Genomic DNA, 17,484 nt, shown 5'->3' with positions numbered 1-17,484 from the left:
GCAGGAGGTAGCTTTGCCCGAATCGTTAGAAATCAGAGTAGAGACGTCCATGCGAGGCATACGGGCAAGCCATATATCACACCAAACCGCCCAATATGAACTTCTTCAGCTCATTGAAGGCATTCGGGGCATATCGGTCGCCATGGAGTCACATGTCACGGAGAGTAAGAAAGGATCCATAGATCAACTGGTCGTCGAACTGCCCGCCGTAGCGGCTATCAGTGGCGCTCTTGCTCGCATTCTGCGGCTCTGGCTACAACGCGATCGGGATCGCGAGATCAGCGCCGAGATAAGGCTCCCGCACTCAGATCCCGTCATCGTCAAGGCAAGCGGCGAGGGAGTCTCGCTAGATGCTCTTCAGAAGGCTATCGATACCGCAGTTACTCAGCTGCAGAAGCCAAAAGATGAGTGAGGAGAAGCTATGCCGAATGCCGTTGAGGGCTATGCTATTTCCTGCCGAATTGCTCTTATAGTAATCAAGGCGGCGGCGCGACGCGCCGCCGCTACACGGCCCGCGCTCGCCTGCCGTCCGGGCATGCGGCCTGGGGGCCGGTCCCGGACGGCAGCGGCTTGGCCGGCCACACTCGCGCGACGATTCCCTATGCACTCATCAGCAGAAGCGCACGCCCCAACCCTTACGAGTTCCTCGGACAGCCAACCATCGCAAGTCCGTCCGGTGTCAATCCCCTAGCCAACGATTCACACTCTAAGGCACTCGGGTGATCGAGACCTGAAGAAGCGTCAGCATTCTTGCTCAGGTTCGCTTTAATCGTATCAATGACAGCTCTTGCGGTGGCAACATTTTCCGATGAAAAGCAGGACTCTTCAGCCACAACGTAGTAGGCAGCGGCAAGAGAATCGACGCCACCCCCGCTGCTCTTGGCCTTCTCGATAAGACCAACCGCTGTCCTTTCGACTTGTCCACAATGCGCTTGCGGGCGCCCTCCCTCACTGCTGCTCTGCTGACAAAAGAAATAGATCACTCCAAGAACCGCTATCGCACCTAGCGCACATAGAGAAATCACCGCGAAAACTATCCAGGAACGACGGACGGGAACCTGAGACGGTTGCACGGTCGACTCCTTGGCATGCGTGCGGCGATCGGCGATCAACTTGTGGATTCTGCCACAAATCTACCTTACGTGTCGGTCTCTCTGATAACACCTCTGCATTGCTCTCATCACCTGCACCGTCCGTCCTGCTGAAGAAAGCTGCCCGGCGCCGAACCAGGGGTTCCTATTGCTCTCCACCACCCCTTACGATCGCCCTGCTGCGGCTGAGCGCCACACGGGGTTGGGGGCGATCGCCGGTCCAAGGCTTCGTTCCTCAGCCCCGGCCCACCGGAGACCGGGTGTCTGTCCTTGTTTATCTGACTGAGTGATTCGCTGAGTATCGAGACACCGTCGCCGTGCCGGTGCCCCGATGCGTTGCCGAAAGACTCACCGCGCAGAGACGCGGCGTACTTCCCGACGGACCAACTCCTCCGAGTACGGGCCGGTCGAGGTAGGGGCGCCGATCAGGTTTTGGGAGCCACCTTGGGAGCCACCCAAACGGACGATCATGAACTGGGTCGAACGAGTCCGAACGACGGGCTGGCCATCGAGCAGTACGGCGAACGACCCTGAACGGCCATGGAGATCGTTTGGGGACCTTGTAAACAGAAGGTCTGGGGTTCGATTCCCCAAGGCGGCTCGCAGGTCAGAGCCCTATTCCGGAGTCATCCGGATAGGGCTCTGACGTTGTTTGCGACATTTTTGCGCCAAAAATCTTCGCGGGCCGTCCGGCGGTACGGCTCAAGCATCGCGTCCAGGAGCGGCACCGGTGAGTGCGGGCACAGTGCCGCGCGCTCCCGAAGCGACGCCTTCCACAGCTCCTGCAGCCCGGCGCGGAGTGCCTCCCGGGCCTGAGGCGAGACGTGCTTGTAGACGCCGCGGATGTCCCGGATCTTGTGGCCCATCCGCTCGACCTTCAAGGCCTCGCTGAGGTCGAGGTCGTCCATCCACACCTGATGGCCATGCCGTAGGCCGTGTGGAGTGAGGTCCTCGAGCACCGGGGTCCAGGAGGCGAGGTGTACCACCTCCGGGCTGTACACGCGGATACCGCGGCCGCGCGGGATCACGAACGGCACCCCGGGCTCGGCCATCGGCCACGGCGGGACCGGCAGGCCCGGCCATCCGCCGGCGAGGTCGACCAGGACCGGCTTGGCCGGCCGCGGCCGCTTCCCCTCCCCGCCGAGGTCGTCCGGACCGGATCCGCCGGACGAACGCTCCGTGCGGGAAGGGAGGTCAGCGATGTTGTGTCGCTGTCACAGTGAGAACGAGCGCGGCCCTGAGCGGAAGCTTCGGACGGCACTCGTAGCGCTCCGGCTGATCCTCTGGATCATCTGGATCGTGGTCGACTCTCACCGCACCTCGTAAAGGGGTGGTCGGGCCTCCTACCGGCTCCGGGCGTCACCTTGGGCAGGTAGGAGGCCCTTCCACTTCCAGAAGATTAGTCCTGAGAGGTACACATCCGAGCGACTTTCATGTTCGGACTTGCAATTCGGTGGCACCTCCTTCCACCGCTGTGGGAAGTCACTCAACCAGCGGATCCGTTCCGGGGGCATTGACCGGGCGGTGCCTGCGGTATAGGGCACGTGCTGTTGCCCGCCGTCTGCCAGCGAGCGGCCGGTCGAGACGGCGGACCTTGTGATCCCAGTCGACAAGTACGAGCTGGTGTACGGCGTGCCCGTGCGGACGGGGACGGCGGAGTAGCGCGGACGGCGCTTGGTGGATCCGATCGTGATCCCGGGCGACCGCGCCGTCCTGGACTATGAGATCCGGCTGTAGGAGCCCCGGTAGGCCATCCACGCTCGTCCCGCCGCAGCGGCGGCAGCTCGCGAGGCCCGAATGTGCTCGGGCCCATACCGGGCAACGAACTCCCGGAACAGGCTCCACACGGCCGCCAGACCGGTCACCGCCTCGAAGGGGGCGGCGTTCCACACGGGGATCCGGGCGGCGAGGTCCTCGGCCTGCTCTGGGGTGTGCCCCGCGAGGATCAGACGGGGGATCAGCAGGGCGATCTCGACCCACGCCGCGCCATGGCAGGCCAGGCCCCAGTCGATGACGTGCATCCGGCCAGGTGCGGTGAGCAGGTTCCCCTCGTGCAGATCCGCGTGGAGCAGCGTGTCCCCGGCCAACGCCTCCAGGCGCAGGCCGCGGCGCGCCGCCGCGTACTCGTCCAAGAGCGGCAGGTCGGCCGGTGGGTCGGCGAGCAGCCGGTCAGCCCGGCCCAGCAGGAACGCGACGTTGTCCGCCACGGGCGGCACCTGGGCGCCGGGATTCGGCGTCAGCGTTTCGCCGAGGACCTGCACTGTCTCGATGAGCGCCGGCACATCCGGCGACCTCGGTGAGAGATCGACCGGGCGGGTGGTCTCGATGTGCTGGAACACCAGCACCAGCCACCCGGCGCGGTGCCCGCCCCACAGCATGCGCGGGGAGGGCACCGCCGAAGGCAGTACCGGGTTAACGTGCTGTTCCCGTTGGTAGAGCGGCGCGGACGGCGCACCCTCCGGGAGGGCCTTGACGAACAGGTCCCCACCGAGGGTATGCAGCCGTACGGAGGCGCTGGCCGTGAGGCCGCCCGGCATGCAGGTCACGTGCTCGATCGGGCCGAACCGGTCGGCGATCGTCGTCCTTACCTCGCCGGGAAGCTGCTCCCAGTCCATGCTCCGCACTGTACGCCGCTCTCCTCGCCGATCGGTTAGTTGCTGGTGCTGTCGGTGCAGCCTTCGTGGCACTGGCTGCACTTACCGGTTCCTGAGCCGCTGCAGTCCGCGGCGTCTTTCCACAGCTCCTCGAGCACGGGCAGGCCCAGCTCCCGAATCACGGCCACGGTGCGCCGGATGGTGGCCGGGCCGGACACGCGCACGGCGGCCGGGTCATCGTCGGGCACGTGGTGGATGAAGTGCCCGGCGAGGCGGTCGCAGAACTGCGCGTACTGCACGGTGTAGAGGATGAAGGTGTGCCACCCGATGTCCACCTTCGGCGACGGCGACAGCGGCTCGTCGGGCCGGGCCGCGCACGCCGCGAGGAACGCGAGCGCTTGGTCCACGATCTGCTCGGCCTGGTCGGCGTGCTCGGGGTGCTCGGCAGCGATGCGCCGGGTGAGCCGGTCGAACAGCCGGGCAGGGAGGAGCGCCCGCGGGTGGGTGACCGGGGCGTCGAGCGTGATGGTCATGATGACCTCCACTGTGAGGGATGGATGGGTGGTACCGGCCTCGTGACGCTGCCGCGCCGGCCACGCCACGAGGCCGGGGCTCATGGGTGAGACGGCACCTGTGCCGGGGGACTCACGAAGCTCGGCTGCCAGCCGTCGCCGAGCAGCTGCGCGTACCGCTGGGCGTACCAGACCGCGAGCTGCTGCCGACCGAGCGGCGTGGTGGTCTCCGACGTGACCTCGCCGCCCACCGTGATGGTCTCCAGCGCCCGGTTGGCGTTGGCGAAGATGACGAGCACCATCTGCTTGCCGTCTTCACCAGTCTTGGTGAAGCAGTGATGTGCGGTCTCCTCGGGGACGCGCTGCCGGGGGACGGCGCCGAGCGCAAGGCGGCGCACGCCGGGCAGAGCCAGGGCGAGATGGAAGAAGACGCTCACCGGCCCGCCCCCTGCGCGGCCGGCGGTTCGACGGCGGCCGCCGTCAGGTCAGGACGCGGGATCGAAGTAGTCGAGTCATTACGCACAGTTCGTAGGCTGCGCCCGGCCCGGACAGACGAGGGGGAGGATTCCTCCCCCCATCTCGGGGGTGAGGAATCCTCCCCCAATTACGGCCGGGCCCAGACCCGGCTCAGGCTGCCTCCGGAAGCCGCAGCTTCCGCGCGAGCGCGCGGGCGTCGTCCCGCACGGCCGGGGTGGAGCCGGTCATCATCTGCAGCACCGCCGACCTAGTGAACAGGTTGTATCGGCTGGTGTCGGGGCTGATCTCGTACGCCTGCCGCAGCAGGGACATCGCGGCGATCGGTTCTTTGCGCAGGTGGTAGGCGCGGGCCGCCTCGATGACGTGGAAACTCGACCGGGTGAGTGACGGGACGGCATGGTGCAGGTCCAGCCGGTTGACGTGCCGGGTGGCCTCGTAGGAGTGCGTCAGGTCGTTGTAGATCGTCACCGCATACGCGTCGACCATCCCGCGGCCGAACAGCAGCCACGGGTGGTGCCCGGCGAGGGAGTCGGCGGCCCGGCTCGCCTCGTCCCAGTGCCGTTCGGCGTCGCCCTGGCGGCCGGTCCGCGCGTACGACAGGGCCATGGCGAGCTGTAGCAGTCCGAACAGCGCCCGGTCGGTCTCGCTGCGCTCGGGGGACAGCAGGGCGGACGCCTGGTGCGCCAGCTCGATGCGGCCCTCGGCCTGCTCTCCGGCGTCCCGGTAGACGTGGTTGACGTACCAGGCGGCGGCGATGGCGTGGGGCGAGTCGGCGTCCTGCGCGGCGTGCATCGCCCGATCGCCGGTCAGGTAGATCATCTCGGGCATCGGCTGGAAGGACAGGTAGAGCTGGGCCAGGTGGTAGACCTGCGCGAGCGCGGTCAGGGACAGCCGCCGGTCTCGGCCCTCGTGGAGCTTTGCCGCACGCCTGGCGTCCTCCAGCAGGCGGGGGAGGATCACGGCGATGGCGTCCCGCTGATGGGCGGAGCCGTGCCACACCTGCCAGGCCTGGGCGACGTTCGCGGCCAGCTCGACGGCGGGCACCGGCTCACGGTCGCGGTTGATGATGGGGTAGGTGGCCAGGAGGCGGGCGATCTCGGCGGCCTTGTCGTGGCGCACCTTCGTGTACGTGGTCTCGGACAGTTTCTGCAGGCCAGTCAGGTCGCCGAGGCCGACGCCCAGTAGTTCGGCCATGCGGATGAGCATGCGCAGGCCGGGCATTCCGATACCTCCGGTCTCGATGGCCTTGGCCCAGGCGCCGGATTTGCCGCATAACTCGCCGAAGACGGGGCGGCTCATGCCGGCGGCTTCGCGGTACTTGCGCACTCGTTCGCCGAATGTGGCTGTCGTGCTAGGTTCGTGCATAGGCCCTGCACCTCCTGAGTGACTCGACACCCCTCAGGCTGGATGCAGGGCTTACACGTGTCCAGGGGAGTGGCGAATCTCGCTGAACGCCCGGGCGGCCGTGTGACCCAGAGGGGCCGCCCCGCCGAAGCGGAGCGGTCCAACCCTGGCACGGGTCTACCCATGAAGGCGCCCGGTCCCGGGGCGAGGTTTACTCGCCGAGCGAGTCCACCTGGACACGGCACACCCCGTACGGATTGTCCGTCTCCGCTTCCCCCACGACCTTCCCGTCCACCTTGACCTGGCACGTCACGCTGCCGTCGGCGCCGGGGTTTTGCACGAACAGAGTGACCAAACCGAGGTCTCCCGTCACGTGGAGGGTCTTCGAGTAGGGCAGTGGCACGTCGACGTCTTGACCGGTCTTGGGCCCTGCGCCGTAGGTCGCGTGGCTTGCCTTGTCCACGCCGCCGGCGCCTTCCGCCTCGAACACGACCGTGTGACCGGCCGCGGGCGTGGGGGAGGTGGCTGGCTGGGTTATGGTGAGGCGGGTCCGCCCATCTTGCGCGGGTTCGCTGGGGCCGGAGCAGGCCGCGCCTCCGGCAACCATCAGCAGGGCTGTGGCCGCCCTTGAGGCAACCAACGCGCGCGCCAGCCTCATTCGCCGTACTTCTTCGCCCAGAGCACGACCAAGGTGTCGGTCGGCACCTTCGTGCCCGCTGCGGGTTCCTGCCTTGTCACCACCCAGTTCCGGTCGAACACCTGTAGGCGGTGTTGCCCGGTGTCGTCCTGGTCGTCGAGGACGTAGAACCCGGCGGCTTGCATGGTGTCCTGCGCGGCCTGGAGGTTCATCCCGACGACGTCGGGGAGGACCGCCTTCCCCGCTGCGGGCGGTTTGGCGGCCTGCTTGGCGGCCTGCTCGGTTGGTCGCTCTGCCGGCTGCTCCGTGGGCTGCTCGGCCGGTGCCTGCGTGGCCGCCTTGGTCGGCTCGTCGGCGACCGGCTGCTCTGTCCGCTCCTCGGTGGGCTCCTCGCTCGGCTCGGTCGGTGTGGTCTCTGCGGTGGTCGGGATCGTGAGCGAGGGCGCCGGGTGGAGTGCGGTCCGCTGCGGTGTCGTCGGCGGTTTGACCACAGCTCCGATCAGGACCAAGACGAAGAAGCCGACACCGAGGCCGACCCACAGCACGGGGTTTTGCTTCCGCCGGGGCGGCGGGGGAGGGGGCGGCGGCTGGTACTGATAGCCGTAGCCCGGCGGCCCGGGCGGCTGCGGCGGGTAGGGGGGCTGGCCCGGCGGTGGGCCGTAGGGCGGTTGGCCGGGTGGTCCTTGCTGGTACGCCATCGTCGGGACTCCGGGGTGGTTGAAGTCGGGCGTGTTCGTGGACGGATGGCGCCCTCCGTCGGGTTACGTCGTTCATTCGTCGAGACGTGATCGTTAGCCTGCGATGAGGGGTGGCGGGGACCGCCTCCCGGTGGCATCAGCGGCGCACGGGGGGCAGCCCGACATCCTGCCGACGGCCGATCGCTGCCGCCCCGCCCTTCATCCCGCTTACCTTGATCCCCGCTGGTGAGCGATGTCCATCTGAGCGTGCAGTACCTGCGCGAGCTCGTGGGCGTCGCCTCTGAAGAACGAGGCCCCGAGCCCGGCAGCCCTCTCCTCGTCCGACAACGGTCGGACCCTCGTCGCCATGCAGCCGTTCCTAACCGGAACAATGCGCCACGCCGGGTACATCTGGCGCAGCAGCTGGAGCAACTCGCTCGCCGGCTCGACTGAGCCTTTTCCAACCTGATGATGCAGGTCGGTAGCGGTAGGCGTAGGCGCGGGGCGGGCGGGATAAGAAGACGCTTCCGGTCCGCTGCCTCATCACACCGTGGCCCCGTCTGGCCGAGCTGATCAGGCGCCGCGCACCTGATCCCGTCGATGAAGGTCCGCGGGTCAGCCTTCTCCCTGGGCCGGCCCGTCCGGCATCGTCACCGCTGGTCGCTGGCTTCCGTTCGTACGATGGGCAGATCTCTGCATGGCGCCAGGAACCTCTCGAGATACCAGCCGAGATCGACGAACTCCGGCATGTGGGCGATGGTGCGGTAATCCAGCAGGGGGATCAGGGAGACCGACGTCCTTTCCTCGTGGAACAGCACGTTTGCGAAGGTCTCCCCGTCGGGCAGCCTGGTGGTTATGCCTACCGCCTCCCCAGCGTCATAGGAGGTGCGCATGTCGCGCTTCGCCTCAGCCAGGCCGTCCAGCGGCAGGATCTTCCAGTCGTAGTCGGTCATATACCAGATGGCGTCTTCTTCGCGGAGCAATCCCCAACCCATCCGGGCGAGCCGATCGAGGACTTCCATGAAATCGATGTCGTGTTTGAACTCTAGGCCGATGGTGACGTCGCGGCTCAAATCTCTTCGTTCCGGATCGATGGAAGGGAGCGCTCCTGGCGAGCGATCTCGCGGCGGATCGCTGAGCTTTCCGGCCGGACGGCGCAGGTCAATAGCGGTAGACGCTGGGGTAGGTCGGCGTTGATGTCTCTCCAACCTGATCGTGTAGGTCGTCCCGGGTTCGTGCAGGAGCGGGTTGGCGTGAGAAGAGGCTCCCGGTAAGACAGCAGTCGACCAAGATCCGATGCCCCAACCGGGAGCCTCGTTGCTGTCTTACCGTGCCTCGATTCCACTGTCCAACCACACCCTGACCCGTCTGGCCGAACTCATCCGCAGGCAGCGTGCCGAACGCCGCTCCCGGTGGCGGCGGTTGGACCCGGCTCAGCAAGCGCTGCTGGTCCTGGCGCACCTACGCAACGGCGACACCTACGCACGTCTGGCTGCGGCTTCGCTATCGGCACCACCACGGCCTGGCGCTACATCCGCGAAGGCGTCGACCTGCTGGCCGCGCTGGCCGACGACGTGCACGCCGCCGTCGAGCGCGCATCCAGGCTGGCCTACACCATCCTGGACGGCACCCTCATTCCCATCGACCGCCTCGCCGACGAGCGACCGTACTACAGCGGCAAACACAAACAACATGGGATGAACGTGCAACTGCTGGCCGATCCCGTGGGCCGTCTGGTGTGGGCTTCACCTGCGCTGCCGGGCGCCGTCCATGACCTGACCGCCGCTCGGACGGTCGGCCTGATCGATGCCATGACTGGCGTGGGAGTCAAGACCTTCGCGGACAAGGGCTATCAAGGAGCGAGCGGAACGATCCGCACGCCGTTCAAGCGGCATCGCCATCGTCCCTGGTTGTCTCGCGGACAGCGGGACGTGAACCGCTCACATGCCCGTATCCGAGCCATCGGTGAGCGTGCCGTCGCGACTTTGAAGTCCTGGAGGGTGCTGACCGAGCTGCGCTGTTGCCCACATCGTGCGACCGCGCTCGTGCAGGCAATCTTCGTCCTGCAGCTCATCGAGGAGGGCCGTTACTCAGGATGAAAAGGGCTCACTGTGTCGGCGATGACCTCAGGCGCTGGGGAACTTGTGGATGGAGCATCGTGCCGTCCGGAATCGTAGGTAAGGGTCCTGGGTGGCAGTGCTGAAGGGGGCACGACGGCGGTACCCCATGCCCAGGGAATGCTCGCCGCCGTGCCCGTCTCCGTCCGCCCGCTGAGCGCGGGCGGAAGTCTGAATTTGCGGGGGTATAGAGGGACACCCTGATATGCCCTGGCCCGCCAGAGCATGCTTGGTCATGATCCACTACGGGTCGGGCCCATGATCAGGGAAGACCAGTGGTTCGAGCCGGACCGAACCATCTGGGAGCAGGTCTATTGAGGAGCTCCGGGCGCGCATCGACGCGGGCACCTACAAGGAGCGCTACCCGATCCCGAGCATTAAGCGGTTGGCCGAGGAGTTCGGGGTGGCAGAAGGCACTGTCCGAAAAGTCCTCGCCCTGCTCACGCAAGAGAACAGGATCCGGCCGATCTCCGGGAAGGGCACCTTCGTACGCCGTCGTGAGGAATGGGCCGACAACGCTCCATGACCCCATGACGCGCATACGCCTCCCGTAATCACTCTCTGACCGTCATACTCATGTCCGTCAAGCGAAAGAGCAAGAGTTAAGTTCATATTGGCAAATTCGTATGAGTAGATACGTCCGGGTGTGTCCGGAAAGCCTTAGGCGAGGGGGAGCGTCTCTGTGACATACAGCCCCACCGTGCGCCGCCGAACCCTCTCGGCGAAGCTCCGGCACTATCGGGAACAGATCCGACTCGATGCCACTAAGGTCGCACGACAACTCGGATGGGACCCATCCAAGGTCTCGCGGATGGAACGCGGCGCCTGGAAGCGGCCCAACCCTCGGGACGTCGTCGACCTTCTCGATCTCTACGGCGTGACCGAGCCGGCGGAACGCGCCGCCATGGTCCAGCTCGCCAACGAGTCCCGCCACCGCGGCTGGTGGGCTGAGTACTCCGACGTGTTCCGGACCGCCCTACCGGACTTCGAAGCCGGCGCGAGCCTCATCCATACCTACGAGATGATCCTCATCCCCGGCCTCCTGCAAACCCCCGACTATGCCGCCGCCATCTTTCGCGGAGGGTGCGTTCTGGAGGAGGCCGCAGTCAAGCGCCGAGTCGACGCGCGCATGGCACGGCAGGAGATCCTCCAGAGAGCTGACCCACCCACGTTCCGGGCGGTCATCGACGAGGCGGCACTCCGCAAGAACGTCGGAGGCCCGGCCGTTATGCGCGCACAGCTGCTGCGTCTTGCGGAGCTGGCGGCCCAGCCGCACATCACGATCCAGGTCCTCCCGGACGCGGCCGGCGCGCACGCCGCGATGCTCGGAGCCTTCATGTTGATGTGGTTCCCTGGCGAGGATGAAGCGCCGCTCGTCTTCCTTGAGACCGCCACCGCGGCTGTGTACCTGGAGAAGCCTGAAGAGGTGCAGTGCTACTCGCATCTGTACGAGCAGGTAGTCGCCAGTGCCGCATCCGTGGAGGACTCTGTGACGTATCTGGAGGAGATGGCGCACCAACTCAACGACGAGTAGGCGAGGCGAATGGTGGCATCGACGATCGAGCTCAACTGGCGGAAGAGCGCACGCAGCGGTAACGGAGACAACTGCGTCGAGGTGGCCGACCTCCCCGGCGGGGGAGCGGCAGTGCGCGACTCCAAGAACCCGGACGGGCCGAAGCTGTTCTTCACCGCAGGCGAGTGGCAGGCGTTCCTCGGCGGTGTGAAGGACGGGGAATTCGGCTGATTCCTACCAGCACAATGGCCCTCGGCGAAGAGGCCGCCGAGGGCCGTTCGCGTTGCGACGCATCTGCGACAGACCTGCGCCAAGCGCGTGCAACACAGAGCCACAGGTGAACAGAGGCGACAACCGCTGAACTGCGGAAACTCCGTTTCCCCTTGTGTCTTGAGCGTCGGTAAGTGCCTTGTAAACAGAAGGTCTGGGGTTCGATTCCCCAAGGCGGCTCTCGTACGACAGGCCCCTGAACAGCGGTTTCGCTGTCAGGGGCCTTGTGCTTGTCTGCATAATCTTGACCGAGCCGGGCGCGACGACGTGAACCGAGACGCCGGCTGTGAAAGCCGCCGTCACGGACGAGTGAGCCACGCCTGAGAAGCGGGTAACGCGGGACCATGCCCCATGCTGCCCGGGATGACAGCAAGAGGCGCATCGGTAAGCGGGTTACGCCAGCTCAGAGGGCGTACCGGGGCGGCGTGACGGGCCTCTCAAAAGGACCTCCTCGCTCGGACCCCGTCGCCCGGCCAAACCGGTCAGGAGTACGCGGCGACCATGCCGATCACGATCAGTATCAGGGACAGGGCGGTGACCGCCGATCCCGCGATTACGGCGGTCTTGCGCCCCCGCCTGGCTCTGAAGACGTACAGCACGACGTAGGGCAGGAAGGCCAGCGCGCCGAGGCCGGTGGCAGGGAGCGTCATGGCCCGCAGGACGCCCTTCGTGCCGGACGGTAGCGCCTGATCCCCATCAGGGGTGAGCTGGGCCCGCGTCACGTCCCCCACTTCTGAGTCGGGCGATGCGGCCACCATGACCGCGTCTCCACCGCCGTCGGGGACGAACCTGCCCCTGCAGTCATACCGTCCCTGGCCGAGGGAGACGCAGGAGACGACGGTGAGGGTGCCAGAAGTGCCGATCTTCCCGGTCGCGAGCCGGAAATCCGGCACCGCGGTCACGAACGGCAGCACGCCGAGCGCGAGCCAGCAGATCAGGAGGATGCCCATACCGATCTTTCCCGGCATGCGGCGACCCGGGGCCACGGTCGTGGTGAGCGCCTCAACAGCGTCGATCAGGTCCATCGGGCCAGCATGGTTTCGCTGACTTGGGGCTGACCTGTAACAGGCTTGCCAACCCGAGACGGCCTGACCGTCCGACCCGCCACACCTGTGCCTCGAGAGCCGGCAGCTCCTTGGCGGCAACGTCCGCCACCAACCGTTGAGCAGCTCAACGTCCGCCTCTTGCAGTCTCGTCCGGTCTTGGTCAGCACCGGGTTAGGTTGGTCGGGTGGGAACCTATAAGGATCTACCGGCGGAGCTGGTGACCGAGCGGCTGCGGTTGCGGCGGTGGGTGCCGTCGGATGCCGAGGAGTACCGCGGGTTATGGCTTGAGCGGGATCCACGAGCGGTACGGCGGATCGACGCCGAGGGACGCCCGACGCTCGAGGACATGCGCGGCTGGCTCCTCAAGAATCCGCTGATGGCGGATCCGGGGCTGGGGCTGCTGCCGATCGAGCTGCGAGACACCGGTGAGTTCATCGGGTACTGCGGATTGACTGTCGGCCAGGGGTCTTTCGACGAACCTGAGATCGCGTACGAGCTGGCACAACGAGCTCACGGCCATGGTTACGCGACAGAAGCCGCCCGTGCGGTCATCGAAGCCGCGACGCGAACAGGACGTCGACGACTCTGGGCGACCGTGCGGGAGTGGAACGCACCCTCGTTCCGCGTCCTTGAGAAGCTCGATTTCCACCGAAGCGACCGCATCACCGAGGACGCCGAACGCGGCAACACGATCTGGATGACGCGCGTACTCGATCCGAGGTAGAGGCGTGAGCACCGGCCGCGATCCACTCCCCCGAAGGGCACCCCATTAGGTGATCTCGCAACCGCCACTCGCTTCCTCGAAGTCCCCGTAGCAACAGGGCACTCGGGGTACCTCGCCCGCTCGCCGACCTTACGATGCACCACCGGAGCCGTACGCTGCCTGGATGGACGCGGTCGCAATGCTCGGGTGGCTCTTGGAACACGACGTCAACGCTCTGGTTTGGGTCGACGCCGAGCGCGCTGGCATCCGGCCGTGGACGTTTCACGCAAGTGGTGGAGGTCAGAGCCATACGGGATCTCCACCGACGAATCTCCGCCGACGGCGGCCTTCTCACCCATGATCATCGCTTTCTCGTCGAGGCTCAGGCACCCGCGTTACGCCCTGTTGGTAGCCGTATTCGGGGCGGACCTGTGCGCAGCGATCAATCCAATGACCATGACCAGTCCGTACACGAGGAACGGCCAGCCGTACGGCCGACGGGGCGCCCACCCGTCAAAGGTGATCAGCACGCCGGTCAAGGTGACGACCACCGTCAGCGCCCAGCCAACGACCTGGCCCGCCGAACGGGTACGCCGCCGCCTCAGCAGGAGCATCAGGGCGATGGCCATGACGATCCCCGGCCAGGCCATCAGGACGTAATCCCAGGCGTAGTTGTAGTTCCAGCCGTAGGTCGGGTCATCGTGCCTCTGTCCGACGATTGCGTCTTTCAGCGTCCCGTACAGAGAAGTCCCGACAAGGGAGAGCGGAAAGGCCATCAGGACCATGGTCAGCACTCCGTACATGGCATCGCCGAGATAACCCTCTTCGGTCATCCATGTAAGCGTGAGTACGGCCGCCGCGTAGGCGCATACGGTCAACGCCACCGGTAGGCCTGATACGGATTTGGAATCGGTCACTTCGCGATTGTGGCCATGCGCCGCGGGAAACCGGGGCGAATATGCCAATCACGATCTTGGTGAATCGCGGCGACGCCGTCGTGCGGGAGTCGTGAAAGTCGCGGCGGCCGTGATCCCCGCCTTGTCGGACTGGTTACGGGCCGGCGTCATGGTTGAGGCCGCAGCAGGGTGACCGTTCTGGTTCCGATCTTGAAAGTCGCGCATGTGCGCAGGCGGTCGGCGCGCGGTGCCTTGCGCCCGCGGACCGCCACCGCGATCACCGCGTTTTCGCTGAGCACCGTACCCAGGGTGTTGAGCATGCCTACGGCCCCGTCGGCGCCGTTGGGCCCGTGCCAGGACGTCTGCTCGCCATACGGCACGTCCGTGACCACCACGTCCGGCCGGCGTCCGCCGAGGACCTGGCGGAGCCGGTCGGCGTCGAACACGTCAGCCTGATGCACGGCGTGCGGCAGGTCACCGCCGTCGCTGCTCAGCCCGGTTGCGATCCGGTGTGCGGCCTCGGCCGCAGCCGTGTAGGACGCGCGGCCCCAGCGCTCGGCCTGCTCGGTGAGATGGGCGGCACGAGCAGCCAGCCCGGTTCGCGTCAGCAGGCCCAGATTCCGTTCCGCGATCCCGACGGCGGCCGGATCGATGTCCGAGGCCAGCACGGCCGAGATCCGGGTCCGATGCAGCAGCCCGATCACGGTCAGCAGGTAGCCGCTGCCGCAGCACGGATCCCACACCGTGGCGAGTTCACCGCCCCGTAGTTCCATCGCGCGCTGGAACATCTCGCTGGCCAGACGGACCGGGAAGGCGGGGAACCCCGGAGCCGAGTGCAGCACCGCGCCGCTAGCCAGATCGGCATAGTCGCCCCGGACGGTCGCGTGCCGGTAGGTCACGACGCGGGGCCGTTCTCGTGACGCCTCACCAGCCGGCTACCCACACCGCCGGCTGCGTCCACCCCGACGGATCGTCCGGCGACAACCCGGTTTCGCTGCCACGGCAGTTCGCTGGCGGCGTCGCCGGCCTCGCGCTGGACCGCCTCCACCTGGGCGAACCCGGCTGCGACGAACTGGTCGACGCCGAGGATTGTCACGTTTTGGGACGATATCAGCGTCGTCCACCGGTTTTATGGAGCTTCTTGCGCGGCGTCCCCCAGGACACTCAGCGGTCGCGGCGACGCCGGATTCTGCCACTCACTCCACCGAACAGTGCGAGGCCCTTGATCACGACCACCGGCGCCGACGGGTCGACGTCCGGGCTGTTGTGCACGTCGAAGCCGCCGAAGACGCCGACCCCCTGGCAACGCACCTCGACCCCCTCCGGCAGGATGATCTCGGCACCGCCGAAGATCGCATTGACCGTGATCTCGACCTCTTTCGCCTCGAACTCGGCCTCGGTCAGGTCGAACCGCACGCCGCCGAAGACGGCCAGCGCCTTGGTCTGCCGCCGTACCCGCCAGCGGCCCTTGCGGTCGCTGCCGCTGAAGATGGCGATGATGTTGTCGGGCTCGGGGCTCGCGCTCGACGCGTAGGAGACCGGGCTCGCGTTCGGCGTGTAGGACGCCGCGCTCGCGGCCGGACGGTGCCGCTCGACCTGGAGGTCGTGGGTGAGGACCTCGAGCTCTCCCACGGTCTTGGCCTGGTAGAGGCTGTCCAGGCGCTCGGAGTACTCCTCGTGGCTCAGCTGACCCGTGCTCAGGGCTTCCCCGAGCATGGCCGCGACCTGGTCCCTGTTGCTGTCCGAGGCGCGCAGGTGAGACGTCGGGGAGTCCCGACGCTGCGGGGGATTTTCCATGCTGGTCACGATAGTTCTCATTCGACCCGACAGGGAGTTCGCTCCGCTTCGAAATGTTCTTGTAGCCGGCCGTCGAGGAACCGCGCCGGTTGCCCGTTGGCGCGGGTGGCCCACAGGTGCAGACGCAGACCGGCGCGCCTCGGGGCCAGTAGGAACACAGGTGATTCCGCCGATTACCCGGCCGGGCGGAGCGGGTGACACTGTGCCTCCCCGACATTCGTCCCACGGAGGTAACCCGTGCGCGTACCCGTCCGGTCCCCCCGGCGGCGGATCACCGCCGTGGCGCTGGGGGCGGCGCTCGCCGCCGCCCTCCTCGGCGCCCCGCCGGCCGCCCAGGCCGCGGCAGCGAGCCCCACCGTCAGCGTCCCGCCCGCCGGCGACCACGGCTTCCCGTTCCTCGCCGCGGCGGAGGACCTCGGCTCGTTCGGCTTCACGGAGAGCGAGTACTTCATCGAGGGCACCGCCACCTCCTACGCCAAGTCCGGCATCTGGACCTCCGACGGCCGGTGGAACGTCCGGGCGTCCGGCCGCGCCGCGTACAAGACCCGGCTCCTGGTCCGCAGGCCCGCCGACCCGGCGAGGTTCAACGGCACGGTCGTGGTCGAGTGGCTCAACGTCAGCGGCCAGATCGATCTGTCCCCGGACTACTGGTTCGAACGCGACGAACTGCTGCGCAAGGGCTACGCGTGGGTCGGCGTCTCGGCGCAGGATGTCGGCGTCAACGGCGGCCTCGGCGAGATCCGCGGGCTCAAGGGCTGGGACCCGGCGCGGTACGGCAGCCTCGTCCACCCCGGCGACGCCTACGCGTACGACATCTTCTCCCAGGCGGGGCAGGCGCTGCGCACCCCGAACGGGCCGGACCCGCTCGGCGGCCTGCACGTCACGACGCTGCTCGCGGACGGCGAGTCGCAGTCGGCCGGCTTCATGACGACGTACGTCAACGCCGTCCAGCCCGTGTCGAAGGTGTACGACGGCTTCATGATCCACAGCAACGGCGCGGTCGGCTCACCGATCAGCGGCAACCTGCTCGACGTGTTGACGATGCCGAACCCGAGCAGGATCCGTACGGACCTGCCGGTGCCGACGTTCGTCGTGCTCACCGAGACCGACGTCCCGACGGCGTTCGTGGCCCGGCAGCCGGACACCGACCGGGTGGTGCACTGGGAGCTGGCCGGTACGGCGCACGGTGACCAGTGGGCGTACGACCTCGGTGACCCGACGGTGCAGAAGTCGGCGGGCTCCGCAGCGCCCCAGGCGGACTGCGCCGCCGGGTCGGCGCCGTTCAACGACGGGCCCGGCCACTACTCCATGAACGCCGCGCTGCGTCACCTGGCCGCCTGGGCGAGGGGCGGACCCCGGCCGCCGAGCGGGGCCGCGCTGCACCCCGAGTTGCGCGACCCGGGCACGGGCCTGGCCGTGGGCGGCATCCGGCTCCCCGACGTGGCGGTGCCGACCCGCACGCTCACGGGGGAGCGGGACACCAGTGGCAGCGGCATCTTCTGCGGCCTCTACGGCGCCCGGGACCCGTGGAACGGCGACGCCGACCCGTGGGACCGCCACGACGTGGGCGACCCGTCCGATCCGTCCCTGCCGCGTACGGCCGAGCCGGTGCTCAGCCGGCTCTACCCGACGCACGCCGACTACGTGAGCAAGGTGCGGGCGGCCGCGCAGGCGTCGGTGAACGCCGGATATCTCCTCCCGGAGGACGCGACCACGATCGTCACCGCCGCCGAGAACTCCGGCATCGGCGGCTGACGCGGCCACCGAGGCGAAGGCTGCCTCCCGCGACGACGAAGGCCCCTTCCTGTGT

19 protein-coding genes and 1 pseudogene are annotated in these 17,484 nt (G+C 67.3%); 7 read left to right on the top strand and 13 right to left on the bottom strand.

What is annotated here, in order from left to right; translation table 11 throughout:
* The first annotated feature begins 13 nt into the window (after positions 1 to 13).
* A complete protein-coding gene (locus tag Msi02_RS35360) occupies positions 14 to 412 on the top strand; it encodes a hypothetical protein (protein WP_204052184.1) in 399 nt (132 codons plus the stop codon).
* Positions 413 to 1,717: 1,305 nt separating this feature from the next.
* On the opposite strand, the gene Msi02_RS35355 is transcribed toward Msi02_RS35360, so the two are convergent.
* From Msi02_RS35355 to Msi02_RS35320, 8 genes are all read right to left on the bottom strand, one after another.
* The gene (locus Msi02_RS35355; protein ID WP_204052183.1) at positions 1,718 to 1,999 is read right to left on the bottom strand and encodes a hypothetical protein; all 282 of its coding nucleotides are present in this window, start codon (positions 1,997 to 1,999) and stop codon (positions 1,718 to 1,720) included.
* An 810-nt stretch (positions 2,000 to 2,809) separates the two neighbouring features.
* Positions 2,810 to 3,706 carry a phosphotransferase family protein gene (locus tag Msi02_RS35350; protein ID WP_204052182.1) on the bottom strand — a complete coding sequence of 299 codons (897 nt, stop codon included), beginning with the start codon at positions 3,704 to 3,706 and terminating at the stop codon, positions 2,810 to 2,812.
* Between the two features lie 35 nt (positions 3,707 to 3,741).
* The gene (locus Msi02_RS35345) at positions 3,742 to 4,218 is read right to left on the bottom strand and encodes a glycine-rich domain-containing protein (protein WP_204052181.1); all 477 of its coding nucleotides are present in this window, start codon (positions 4,216 to 4,218) and stop codon (positions 3,742 to 3,744) included.
* Positions 4,219 to 4,298: 80 nt separating this feature from the next.
* A complete protein-coding gene (locus Msi02_RS35340; RefSeq protein WP_204052180.1) occupies positions 4,299 to 4,634 on the bottom strand; it encodes a hypothetical protein in 336 nt (111 codons plus the stop codon).
* 190 nt (positions 4,635 to 4,824) lie between these two features.
* Positions 4,825 to 6,039, bottom strand: coding sequence for a helix-turn-helix domain-containing protein (locus Msi02_RS35335; RefSeq protein ID WP_275414205.1), 1,215 nt, complete (start codon positions 6,037 to 6,039; stop codon positions 4,825 to 4,827).
* A gap of 190 nt (positions 6,040 to 6,229) precedes the next feature.
* The gene (locus Msi02_RS35330) at positions 6,230 to 6,481 is read right to left on the bottom strand and encodes a hypothetical protein (RefSeq protein ID WP_204052178.1); all 252 of its coding nucleotides are present in this window, start codon (positions 6,479 to 6,481) and stop codon (positions 6,230 to 6,232) included.
* 191 nt (positions 6,482 to 6,672) lie between these two features.
* Complete coding sequence (locus Msi02_RS35325; protein WP_204052177.1) at positions 6,673 to 7,200, bottom strand: PASTA domain-containing protein; 528 nt, start codon at positions 7,198 to 7,200, stop codon at positions 6,673 to 6,675.
* Positions 7,201 to 7,982: 782 nt separating this feature from the next.
* Positions 7,983 to 8,405 carry a hypothetical protein gene (locus Msi02_RS35320; protein WP_204052176.1) on the bottom strand — a complete coding sequence of 141 codons (423 nt, stop codon included), beginning with the start codon at positions 8,403 to 8,405 and terminating at the stop codon, positions 7,983 to 7,985.
* Between the two features lie 244 nt (positions 8,406 to 8,649).
* On the opposite strand from Msi02_RS35320, the pseudogene Msi02_RS35315 reads away from it, so the two are divergent.
* From Msi02_RS35315 to Msi02_RS35300, 4 genes and pseudogenes are all read left to right on the top strand, one after another.
* Positions 8,650 to 9,431, top strand: a pseudogene (locus tag Msi02_RS35315) (transposase family protein).
* A 331-nt stretch (positions 9,432 to 9,762) separates the two neighbouring features.
* The gene (locus tag Msi02_RS44655) at positions 9,763 to 9,975 is read left to right on the top strand and encodes a GntR family transcriptional regulator (RefSeq protein ID WP_204052228.1); all 213 of its coding nucleotides are present in this window, start codon (positions 9,763 to 9,765) and stop codon (positions 9,973 to 9,975) included.
* A 156-nt stretch (positions 9,976 to 10,131) separates the two neighbouring features.
* Positions 10,132 to 10,983, top strand: a complete 852-nt coding sequence (locus Msi02_RS35305) for a helix-turn-helix domain-containing protein (protein WP_204052175.1) — start codon at positions 10,132 to 10,134, stop codon at positions 10,981 to 10,983.
* Positions 10,984 to 10,992: 9 nt separating this feature from the next.
* Positions 10,993 to 11,193 carry a DUF397 domain-containing protein gene (locus Msi02_RS35300; RefSeq protein WP_204052174.1) on the top strand — a complete coding sequence of 67 codons (201 nt, stop codon included), beginning with the start codon at positions 10,993 to 10,995 and terminating at the stop codon, positions 11,191 to 11,193.
* A gap of 521 nt (positions 11,194 to 11,714) precedes the next feature.
* Here Msi02_RS35300 and Msi02_RS35295 read toward each other — a convergent pair.
* Positions 11,715 to 12,257: a hypothetical protein gene (locus tag Msi02_RS35295; RefSeq protein ID WP_204052173.1), complete on the bottom strand. Its 543-nt coding sequence runs from the start codon at positions 12,255 to 12,257 to the stop codon at positions 11,715 to 11,717.
* 205 nt (positions 12,258 to 12,462) lie between these two features.
* On the opposite strand from Msi02_RS35295, the gene Msi02_RS35290 reads away from it, so the two are divergent.
* The gene (locus Msi02_RS35290) at positions 12,463 to 13,002 is read left to right on the top strand and encodes a GNAT family N-acetyltransferase (protein WP_204052172.1); all 540 of its coding nucleotides are present in this window, start codon (positions 12,463 to 12,465) and stop codon (positions 13,000 to 13,002) included.
* 374 nt (positions 13,003 to 13,376) lie between these two features.
* On the opposite strand, the gene Msi02_RS35285 is transcribed toward Msi02_RS35290, so the two are convergent.
* From Msi02_RS35285 to Msi02_RS35270, 4 genes are all read right to left on the bottom strand, one after another.
* Positions 13,377 to 13,898, bottom strand: a complete 522-nt coding sequence (locus Msi02_RS35285) for a hypothetical protein (RefSeq protein WP_204052171.1) — start codon at positions 13,896 to 13,898, stop codon at positions 13,377 to 13,379.
* Positions 13,899 to 14,044: 146 nt separating this feature from the next.
* Complete coding sequence (locus tag Msi02_RS35280) at positions 14,045 to 14,776, bottom strand: rRNA methyltransferase (protein WP_204052170.1); 732 nt, start codon at positions 14,774 to 14,776, stop codon at positions 14,045 to 14,047.
* Positions 14,773 to 14,973 (bottom strand): hypothetical protein, encoded by a 201-nt coding sequence (locus tag Msi02_RS35275; protein WP_204052169.1) that lies wholly within the window; start codon positions 14,971 to 14,973, stop codon positions 14,773 to 14,775. The genes Msi02_RS35280 and Msi02_RS35275 overlap by 4 nt, the downstream gene beginning before the upstream one ends.
* Before the next feature lie 68 nt (positions 14,974 to 15,041).
* The gene (locus Msi02_RS35270; protein ID WP_079316201.1) at positions 15,042 to 15,674 is read right to left on the bottom strand and encodes a DUF1707 SHOCT-like domain-containing protein; all 633 of its coding nucleotides are present in this window, start codon (positions 15,672 to 15,674) and stop codon (positions 15,042 to 15,044) included.
* Between the two features lie 237 nt (positions 15,675 to 15,911).
* Here Msi02_RS35270 and Msi02_RS35265 point away from each other — a divergent pair, with 237 nt between their 5' ends.
* Positions 15,912 to 17,429 carry an alpha/beta hydrolase domain-containing protein gene (locus Msi02_RS35265; RefSeq protein ID WP_204052167.1) on the top strand — a complete coding sequence of 506 codons (1,518 nt, stop codon included), beginning with the start codon at positions 15,912 to 15,914 and terminating at the stop codon, positions 17,427 to 17,429.
* Positions 17,430 to 17,484: the final 55 nt, after the last annotated feature.

Origin of the sequence: Microbispora siamensis, assembly GCF_016863095.1 — a bacterium.
GTDB lineage: Bacteria > Actinomycetota > Actinomycetes > Streptosporangiales > Streptosporangiaceae > Microbispora > Microbispora siamensis.
The sequence above is the reverse complement of the archived record's forward strand: the minus strand, read 5'-3'. Positions and strand labels throughout refer to the sequence as shown.